Origin of the sequence: Burkholderia sp. KCJ3K979 (assembly GCF_016759955.1) — a bacterium.
In the GTDB taxonomy this organism is placed as follows: Bacteria; Pseudomonadota; Gammaproteobacteria; order Burkholderiales; family Burkholderiaceae; genus Burkholderia; species Burkholderia orbicola.
Genome location: NZ_JACFYV010000305.1, coordinates 1 through 6,366 on the forward strand (window position 1 = coordinate 1; position 6,366 = coordinate 6,366).

The following is a 6,366-nucleotide window of genomic DNA, read 5'->3' on the forward strand; positions in this document are numbered from 1 at the left end:
CCGCGGCCGGCATCGCGATCGGCGCGGGACCGAACGCGGCCGACACGACGATCGACACGATCAGCAGCACGGCCAGCCCCGGCAGCACCACGCGCATGTCGAGCCGCGCCGCCTGCCCGCGCACGCTCATCGTGCCGCTCCGGCGAATGCGGCCGGATACAGCGCGCGGGCCAGCGTCTCGACCGCCGCGACGTTCTCCGGGCCGGGCGTCGCGGCATCGTACGGAATCACGACGAAGCGCCGGTCGCGAATCGCGGCCACGCGCGCGAGCGCCGGCTGGCTCGACAGGAACTGCTGCTTCTGCGCGGCCGTGACCGCCGAATAGTCGACGATCACGATCACCTGCGGATCGCGCGCGACCACGCTTTCCCAGCTCACCTGCGTCCAGCTGCGCGGCAGGTCGTCCATCACGTTGCGCGCGCCCGCCGCCGCGAGCAACGCGGTCGGCATCGCGAGCCCGCCCGCGGTCATCGGCTTGTCGGTGCCGCTGTCGTACACGAACACGCGCAGCGGCGCCGGGCGCCCGATCGCGCGCGACACCGCCGCGAGCCGCGCGCGCATCCCGGCGACGACCTGCGCGGCGCGCGCATCGACACCGAAGATGCGACCGAGATTGGTCAGGTCGCGGAACACGTCGTCGAACGACGCGGCCGACTGCTTCATCACGTGCGAACACGATTCGGTCAGTTCGTAGGTGCGGATGCCGAACGGCGCGAGCGTCGCCGGTGTCACCGGCCCGCCGACGTGCATCCCGTAGTTCCAGCCCGCGAGATAGAAATCGGCGCGCGCGGCGGCCAGCACTTCCAGCGACGGATACTGGCTCGCCAGTTCGGGCACGCCGCGCAACGCGTCGCGCACGCGCGCGGTGCCCGTCTTCCAGCCGCCGATGCCCGTATAGCCGACGAGCCGGTCCTTCAGGCCGAGCGCGAGCATCATTTCGGTCAGGTTCACGTCGTTGCTCACCGCGCGCGTCGGTGCGCGCTCGAACGTCACGTCGCGATCGCAACTGCGCACGGTGACGGGATAGGCGAGCGCGTGCGCGGCCGCGCCGCCGAGCACGGCAGCTGCGACCAGCCGGCGGGCGACGAAAGACAGGAGAGGAAACGGCATGGTGGTCATTCCGGATGAAGCGGCGTGATGCGCGGGCGGCCCGTGGCGGGATGGCGATCGACGAGTGCGGCGACGCCGAACACGTCGCGCATCAGCGCTTCGGTCAGCACGTCGTCCGGCGCGCCGGACGCGACGACGCGGCCGTGCGCGAGCACATGGAGCCGGTCGCAATACGCGGCCGCGAGATTGAGGTCGTGAATCGTCGCGAGCGTCGCGATGCCGAGGCGGCGCACGCGCGCGAGCAGTTCGAGCTGGTGACGCAGGTCGAGATGGTTGGTCGGTTCGTCGAGCAACAGCAGCTCGGGTTGCTGCGCGAGTGCGCGGGCCAGCAGCGCGCGCTGCTTCTCGCCGCCCGACAGCGACGCAAAACGCTGCGCGCGACGCTCGACGAGGCCCACATCGTGCAGCGCGGATTCGACGATCCGGCGGTCGTCGGCCGACTCCGCATCGAACGCCCGCTTGTGCGGCGTGCGGCCCATGCCGACCAGCTCGTCGACCGTCAACCCGAAATCGTCGGGCGCTTCCTGCTGCAGCACCGCGATGCGCTGTGCGACTGCGCGCGGCCGCATGCGCCACACGTCCTGCGCGTCGAGCGCGACGCGCCCCGCGTCGGGCTGCGCGTAGCGGAACACGCAGCGCAGCAGGCTCGTCTTGCCGCTGCCGTTCGGGCCGACCAGCCCGACGAACTCGCCTTCGGCCACCGTCAGCGTCACCGAATCGAGCACGTCGACCGCGCCGCCGGGAGACCAGCTCACGCGTTCGATGTCGAGCATGTGTTTGACGGGACGCATGTCGTGCCGCCCTAGAAGCGCATCGTCGCGACGAGCTCCGCCGAGCGCGACGGGCCGAGCAGCCATTGCTCGCCGCCGTTCGACGTCGTCACCGCGTACGTGCGGTTCGCGAGATTGCGCAGATACAGCGCGAGCTCGGTGCGCGACGTCGGCTGCCAGCGCAGCGACGCATCGAACACCGTATACGACGGCACCTGCACGCGATTCGCATCGTCGCCGTAGGTCGCGCCGACGTAACGCACGCCCGCATTCACGTGCCAGCGCTCGGCGAACGCCCAGCCGAGCCACAGGTTCGCGGTCTGCTGCGGCACGCCCGACGGCACGTTGCCGGCCCGCGACACCGTCGCGCCGCCGACCGTCTGGTTGAATGCGTCGTAGCGCGCACGCAGCAACGCGACGTTCGCATCGATCGTCCAGCCGTGCGACAGCCGCGCGCCGCCGGTCAGCTCGACGCCGCGCGACGACTGCCGGCCGACCTGCTGGCGCAGCGCCGGATTGAACGGATCGGTGCTGAGCAGGTTGCGCTTCGTGATGTCGTACACCGCGAACGTCCAGTACGCGCGCCCGTCGAGCAGCGTCTGCTTGAGCCCGGCTTCCCACTGTTCGCCGGTCGCGAGCCGGACGTTCATCTGCGACGCGGACAGCGTCACGAGCGAGCCGACGCCCTCCGCGCCCGTCGTGTACTGCGCATAGGCGGTGAACGTCGGCGCGATGTCGAACACGACACCGGTGCGCCAGCCGACGTTCGCGAACCGCTTGTCGAAGCCCGCGCCGGTCTCCGCCTGCTCGCGACTGAACGCGATATGGTCGTAGCGCAGGCCACTCACCCACGCGAGCCGCGGCAGCACCTCGAGCCGGTTCTCCGCGAATACCGCCGCCTGCCGTGCGCGCGTGCTGAATTGCGGCACGGTCGGATCGGGGCTCGTGAACACACCAGGATCGAAGCCGTGCGCGGGCACCGTCGTTTCGCCGCCGTACGGCGAATTGTTGACGCCGCTGAACGTGATCTGGCTGAATTCCGTGCCGACGACGAAACGGTTCGCGCGACCGAACAGCATCCCGTCGAAACGCGCGCTCAGCCGGTCGCCGATCTGCCGCTGATGATGGCCGATGTCGAGATAGTCGCCGCGCGTGACGCGTCCCGTCGCGGGGTCGAGCACATATGACTCGGCGTTACGCCAGTGACGGTTCGATGTCAGGTAGTAGAGCTGGTTGCTGATCGTCACGCCGGGCGCGGGCCGGTAGCTGGCCGACAGGCGCGTCCACTGGTCGTAGTACGAAATCGTCGCGTCGCCGACCGTGTAGTTCAGCTTGCGCAGCGACGGATCGAGCACGCCGTGCGGCGCCGGCACGCCATAGTAGGTCGCCGGCATCTGGCGCCCGTAGTCGTAGTCGAGCGTCAGCGTGAGCTGCGGGCTCACGTCGAACGTCAGCGCGCCGCCGATGGCCGTCGTATGCGTGTCGGCCCGCTCGGCGAGACCGTTCGCACGCGCATCGCTTGCGTAGAAGCGGTACGACAGCCGCGGGCCGAGCGCGCCCGTCGTATCGAACGCGAAGCGCTTCGCGCCGTCGGGGCCGACGCCCGCCTGCAGCGTCGTCTCGCGCGTGCGCTGCGGCCGCTTCGGCACCACGTTCACGACTCCGCCGATCGCCCCTTCGCCGTACAGCACCGATGCCGGCCCGCGCAGCACCTCGATGCGCGCGACCGACCACGTGTCGAACGGAAACGTGATCGTGCCGGCCGCCGGCATCAGCCGCACGCCGTCGAGCAGCGTCATCACCGATTCCTGTCCGCTGAAGCCGCGCACGCTCAACGCGGTGCCGCCGGTGCCCGGTGCGATCGCGCTCGCAAAGCCGGCCGTGCGCGTGACCGCGTCGAGCACCGTGCGATCGCCGCGTGCGTCGATCGTATCGGCCGTGACGGTTTCGACGCTCGCGGGCGTGTCGAGACTGGCGAGCCCGAGCCGCGAGCCCGTTTCGAGCGGTTGCGTCAGCGGACCGGCCGACGCGGACGACGCGGTGACGTTGATCGCCGGCAGCGCGTGCCGGTCGTCCGGCGCCGACGCCGCAGCTTCGGCGGCCAGCGCGCCGGTGGTGGCCATCGCGCAGCCCAGCAAGGTCGTGCACCTGCGTGCCGCGCGAGTGCGCCAGGCGCCCGTGGTCCGGCGCGGCGCGGCATGGCGCCGCTCCCCGCGCGCCGGGGTATGTCCGGTTCTCGTCACGTCGTATCGATCTTCGTTGGTGTCGCCGCACGCGGCCGGCCCGGGTAGCCCGGCCGGCCGGCGACGAAAACGTCAGATGATACAATATATCAACTTGATCCGTCAGGGTTTCGACAGCTTGAGTTATCGCCCCGCGCGGCTACAGCGGGAAGCCGAACTTGTCGCGCTACGGCCGGTTACGTGCCGCGAATGCGAGCATCCGCGCACGCGCATGCTCGCCGCGCGCCTCGTCGAGGCCGCGCACAACCTCGCGCGCGGGGCTCCGCAACGCGGCCGCAAGTCGGTTGCACGCTAGCCGCCACCCCGCTCAACCGCCGGTCTTGAACGCCGGCAACTGCTGCCCGAGCCGCGCGCCCATCTCCGCGCCGAGCGCCTGCAGCGCATTGAACGGCCGGATCATCACCTCGAAGTCGACGATCCGGCCGTCGTCGTCGAAGCGGATCATGTCGATTCCCTTCAACGCCTTGTCGCCGATGGTCGCGCCGAACTCCAGTACGACGCTCTTGCCGTCGTCGGTCGCGAACTGGCGGTGATACGTGAAGTTCTCGAGGATCGTGATCACCGTGCGCAGCGCCATCAGCAGCGCGGGTGCCGGCCCGTACGGCTTGAACGCCATCGGCGAACGGAACGTGGCGTCCGGATGGACGATCGATTCCAGCGTGCCGAAATCCTTGCGTTCGACCATCGCGTGCCATGCGTCGAGCGATTTCGCGACGGCAGGATGAACATTCAGCGGCGAGTGCGTCATCGCAGTCTCCAGTAACGTGGTTGGACGGGGGAAGAAACGAATCGGTATCAAAGGGTCGCGGCCAGCGTCGTGCCCTGGTGAATCGCGCGCTTCGCATCGAGCTCGGCGGCCTCGCATGCGCCGCCGATCAGATGCACGCGGCATCCGGCTGCCTGCAGTTGCTCCGCCAGCTCGCGCGACGGCTCCTGCCCCGCGCAGATCACCACGTTGTCCACCGGCAGCATCTGCTCGACGCCGTCGATCGTCACGTGAAGACCTTCATCGTCGATGCGCCGGTACGTGACCGCCGACGACATCCCGACGCCGCGCGCCTTCAGCGCCGTACGGTGAATCCATCCGGTGGTCTTGCCGAGCCCGTCGCCGACCTTCGACGCCTTGCGCTGCAGCAGATGTACGTGCCGCGCCGCCGGCTCGGGCCGCGCGACACCCAGCCCGCCGGCATTCGCATACGACCGGTCGACACCCCATTCGCTGAAGAACCGGTCAGCGTCGACACGTTCGCCAGCGTCGCGATGAACGAGATATTCGGCGACGTCGAAGCCGATGCCGCCCGCGCCGACGATCGCGACGCTGCGGCCCACGGCCTTGTCGTCGCGCAGCACGTCGAGATAGCCGAGCGCTTTCGGATGCCCGATGCCGTCGATCGGCGGCGTGCGCGGCACGATGCCCGTCGCGATCACCACCTCGTCGAATTCGCCCTGCAGCAGCATCTCGGCGGTCGCACGCGTGTTGACGTGCAGCGCGATGCCGCGCAATTCGATCTGCCGGCGGAAATAGCGCAGCGTCTCGTTGAACTCTTCCTTGCCCGGCACCTTCTTCGCGATGTTGAACTGGCCGCCGATCTCGGCGCCCGCTTCGTACAGCGTGACCGCATGACCGCGTTCGGCCGCCGTGACCGCGAAGCCGAGGCCCGCCGGCCCGGCGCCGACCACCGCGATCCGCTTGCGGCGCGGCGCGGGCTGGATCACGAGCTCGGTTTCATGACACGCACGCGGATTCACGAGGCACGACGTGATCCTGCCGCTGAACGTATGGTCGAGGCACGCCTGGTTGCAACCGATGCACGTGTTGATTTCGTCCGCGCGCCCTTCCCGCGCCTTGCGGACGAACTCGGCATCGGCGAGAAACGGCCGCGCCATCGACACCATGTCGCCATAGCCGTCGGCGAGCAGTTGCTCGGCGACTTCCGGCGTGTTGATCCGGTTGGTCGCGACAAGCGGGATCCCGACCTTGCCCATCAGTTGCCGCGTCACCCACGCATACGCGGCGCGCGGCACCTTGGTCGCGATGGTCGGAATGCGCGCCTCGTGCCAGCCGATGCCGGTATTGAGGATCGTCGCGCCGGCCGCCTCGATCGCCTGCGCGAGCCGGATCACCTCGTCGAGCGTCGAGCCGCCTTCGACGAGATCGAGCATCGACAGCCGGTAGATGACGATGAAGTTCGTGCCGACACGCTCGCGCACCCGCCGCACGATCTCGACCGCGAGGCGGATGC

At 69.5% G+C, this 6,366-nt stretch carries 6 protein-coding genes and 1 pseudogene; 1 reads left to right on the forward strand and 6 read right to left on the reverse strand.

The window, feature by feature from the left end; all coding sequences use genetic code 11:
* The 4 genes and pseudogenes from H3O04_RS36735 to H3O04_RS33170 form a co-directional block, all read right to left on the reverse strand.
* Positions 1-130 (reverse strand): annotated as a pseudogene (locus tag H3O04_RS36735) (iron ABC transporter permease); the annotation flags it as partial.
* On the reverse strand, positions 127-1,119 hold the full coding sequence (locus tag H3O04_RS33160) for an ABC transporter substrate-binding protein (protein ID WP_054927597.1): 993 nt from the start codon (positions 1,117-1,119) through the stop codon (positions 127-129). The gene H3O04_RS33160 and the pseudogene H3O04_RS36735, both read right to left, overlap by 4 nt.
* The gene (locus tag H3O04_RS33165) at positions 1,116-1,901 is read right to left on the reverse strand and encodes an ABC transporter ATP-binding protein (RefSeq protein WP_054927596.1); all 786 of its coding nucleotides are present in this window, start codon (positions 1,899-1,901) and stop codon (positions 1,116-1,118) included. The genes H3O04_RS33160 and H3O04_RS33165 overlap by 4 nt, the downstream gene beginning before the upstream one ends.
* A gap of 11 nt (positions 1,902-1,912) precedes the next feature.
* Entirely contained in the window at positions 1,913-4,123 is a 2,211-nt protein-coding gene (locus H3O04_RS33170; RefSeq protein ID WP_442862857.1) for a TonB-dependent receptor, read from the reverse strand.
* A gap of 76 nt (positions 4,124-4,199) precedes the next feature.
* Between H3O04_RS33170 and H3O04_RS33175 the strand changes: the two genes are divergently transcribed.
* Positions 4,200-4,418 carry a hypothetical protein gene (locus H3O04_RS33175; protein WP_077216045.1) on the forward strand — a complete coding sequence of 73 codons (219 nt, stop codon included), beginning with the start codon at positions 4,200-4,202 and terminating at the stop codon, positions 4,416-4,418.
* Between the two features lie 12 nt (positions 4,419-4,430).
* Here the strand turns inward: H3O04_RS33175 and H3O04_RS33180 are convergent, their stop codons facing one another.
* Positions 4,431-4,871 carry a nuclear transport factor 2 family protein gene (locus H3O04_RS33180; protein WP_011545128.1) on the reverse strand — a complete coding sequence of 147 codons (441 nt, stop codon included), beginning with the start codon at positions 4,869-4,871 and terminating at the stop codon, positions 4,431-4,433.
* Between the two features lie 47 nt (positions 4,872-4,918).
* Positions 4,919-6,366, reverse strand: a 1,448-nt coding sequence (locus tag H3O04_RS33185) for an oxidoreductase (protein WP_202589297.1), incomplete at its 5' end; no start/stop codon positions are given.

Coding starts and splice junctions, on each gene's coding strand:
- H3O04_RS33160 (WP_054927597.1), bottom strand. CDS start 1,119: ATGACCACCATGCCGTTTCCTCTCCTGTCTTTCGTCGCCCGCCGGCTG.
- H3O04_RS33180 (WP_011545128.1), bottom strand. CDS start 4,871: ATGACGCACTCGCCGCTGAATGTTCATCCTGCCGTCGCGAAATCGCTC.
- H3O04_RS33175 (WP_077216045.1), top strand. CDS start 4,200: ATGATACAATATATCAACTTGATCCGTCAGGGTTTCGACAGCTTGAGT.
- H3O04_RS33165 (WP_054927596.1), bottom strand. CDS start 1,901: ATGCGTCCCGTCAAACACATGCTCGACATCGAACGCGTGAGCTGGTCT.